The sequence below is a fragment of the Bradyrhizobium sp. genome, from assembly GCF_049798375.1.
Classification (GTDB): Bacteria; Pseudomonadota; Alphaproteobacteria; order Rhizobiales; family Xanthobacteraceae; genus Bradyrhizobium.
The window spans coordinates 1-1,600 of the sequence record NZ_JBARGP010000173.1 but is presented as its reverse complement, the minus strand read 5'-3'; the positions used below and the strand labels follow the sequence as shown (position 1 = coordinate 1,600).

The 1,600-nt window shown below is 64.9% G+C and carries 2 protein-coding genes; one reads left to right on the top strand and one right to left on the bottom strand.

The window, feature by feature from the left end:
- A partial coding sequence (locus WA702_RS07280; RefSeq protein WP_425109853.1) for a hypothetical protein occupies nucleotides 1-198 on the bottom strand: 198 nt, incomplete at its 3' end.
- A 19-nt stretch (nucleotides 199-217) separates the two neighbouring features.
- Here WA702_RS07280 and WA702_RS07275 point away from each other — a divergent pair.
- Nucleotides 218-1,432, top strand: a complete 1,215-nt coding sequence (locus WA702_RS07275; protein ID WP_425109852.1) for an aminotransferase class I/II-fold pyridoxal phosphate-dependent enzyme — start codon at nucleotides 218-220, stop codon at nucleotides 1,430-1,432.
- The last annotated feature ends 168 nt before the right edge of the window (nucleotides 1,433-1,600 follow it).

Here is a 1,600-nt window from a genome sequence, read left to right as displayed (position 1 = left end):
TTGCTGGGTTGCGGCCGGAATGTACAAGGTCTCACCCGACATGATCCGCCCCGTCTGTTGTAAAAAAACCTCTGGATCGGGCTGGCAAAACCGATCAAAACGATGGCTGCCTCCGATGGTTAATCGCGCCTTAACCTCGCCTTCACTATGGTGACGTGATCCGCTTTCACCCGAACCGGCAGCGATCGGCGGCTTCAACAAATCTGGCGCGTTACGTATGGCAATGACCGCTTCATCCCCCGCGCCTGTCGGCGTCGGCCATCCGGACAGCGAACGCTCGCCGTTCGCGCGGCTGACCGAATTGCTGTCGCCCTATCAACCGGGCAAGCCCTTGATCACGCTCGCTGTCGGCGAGCCACAGCATCCGGTTCCTGATTTCGTCGGCCCGGTGCTCGCCAGGCACATCGCCGATTTCGGCCGCTATCCGGCCGCCAAGGGCATCGAACCGTTCCGCAAGGCTGCCGCCAGTTGGCTGGCGCGCCGCTTCCGCCTCGCCCGTGAGCTCGATCCGGAAACTGAGGTCCTGGTGCTCAATGGCAGCCGCGAAGGCCTGTTCTTCGCTGCCCATGCCGCGCTTCGCCATGTCGGCGCCCGCCGCGGCAAGCCTGCGATCCTGATGCCGAACCCGTTCTATCCGGTCTACGGCGTCGGCGCCCGCACCGCGGGCTGCGAGCAGATCCATCTGCCGACCACGCGCGAGACCGGGCATCTGCCCGATCTAGATGCGATCGACGAGGCGACATTGGCGCGTACCGTGGCGTTCTACATCGCCTCGCCCGCCAACCCGCAAGGCGCGGTGGCGACGCCGGATTATTTCCGCAAGCTGAAGCAGCTCGCCGATCGCCACGGCTTCATGATCTTCAGCGACGAGTGCTATTCGGAGATCTACACGCGTGAGGCGCCGGGCAGCATTCTCGAACATGCCGGTTCCGACTTCACCAATGTGGTCGCGTTCCAGTCGCTGTCGAAGCGCTCCAATCTGCCGGGCATGCGCATCGGCTTTGCCGCCGGCGACAGGAAATTCCTCGCAGCGTTCCACGAGTTGCGCAACGTTGCGGCCCCTCAGGTGCCGGTGCCGCTGCAGCATGTCGCGGCCGCGGCGCTCAACGACGAGGCGCATGTCGAGGAGAACCGCAGGCTCTATCGCGCCAAGTTCGACCTCGCCGACCAGATCATTGGCGGCCGCTATGGCTACCAGCGGCCTGCGGGCGGTTTCTGCGTCTGGCTCGACGTCACTGACCACGGCAGCGACGAGGCGATGACGGTGCGACTCTATTCCGAAGCCGGCGTGCGGGTGGTGCCCGGCAGCTATCTTGCCCGGGTGCAAGCAGACGGTTTCAACCCCGGTGCCGGCTATATCAGGCTGGCACTGGTTGCGGACAGCGAATCGACCGGCGAGGCCCTGCACCGGCTGGTCGGTGTTCTCAGTTAGTCTTCTGAAGGCCGCTTAACCGATGCCGGCGATCGAACGCGTTATTCCTCTGGTCAACCACCTGCCGACGTCGATTCGCGACGCGTTGGCGAAGCGGCTGCGCGAGCTCGCGGGCCTCGGGCTGATCGCGGCCGCCGGTGTCGCCGCGGCAGCGCTGATGACCTGGTC